The 502-nt window shown below is 48.4% G+C and carries 1 protein-coding gene; it reads right to left on the bottom strand.

Translation table 11 applies throughout. From position 1 onward, the window contains the following. Positions 1 to 131: 131 nt before the first annotated feature. Positions 132 to 502: EF-Tu/IF-2/RF-3 family GTPase (locus K5E19_RS24140; RefSeq protein ID WP_260411954.1), on the bottom strand; the 371-nt coding region annotated here is incomplete at its 5' end.

Here is a 502-nt window from a genome sequence, read left to right as displayed (position 1 = left end):
CTGTGGGCGACCAAATTCTTTCGCCATAATAAATTCTCCAGACAAAAAAGGGGCCATAAGCCCCTTTTGATATTTCATGCCGGGTGGCGCTTCGCTTACCCGGCTTACAATTTTCTTAATCCTTTCGGGGATTAAGCAATGCTACGCTGGATTTCGATGATTTCGAACACTTCGATCATATCGCCAACGCGAACATCGTTGTAGTTCTTAACGCCGATACCACATTCCATGCCGTTACGGACTTCGTTAACGTCATCTTTGAAGCGGCGTAGGGATTCCAGCTCGCCTTCGTAGATAACCACGTTGTCACGCAGAACGCGGATTGGGTTATGACGTTTGATGGTACCTTCGGTAACCATACAACCCGCGATCGCACCAAATTTCGGTGATTTGAACACGTCACGAACTTCAGCCAGACCGATGATCTGCTGTTTCAGTTCTGGAGACAGCATGCCGCTCATCGCTGCTTTCACTTCGTCGATCAGATGGTAGATGACGGAGT

It is taken from the genome of Enterobacter sp. RIT637, assembly GCF_019718755.1.
Taxonomy (GTDB): domain Bacteria; phylum Pseudomonadota; class Gammaproteobacteria; order Enterobacterales; family Enterobacteriaceae; genus Enterobacter.
The sequence above is the reverse complement of the archived record's forward strand: the minus strand, read 5'-3'. Positions and strand labels throughout refer to the sequence as shown.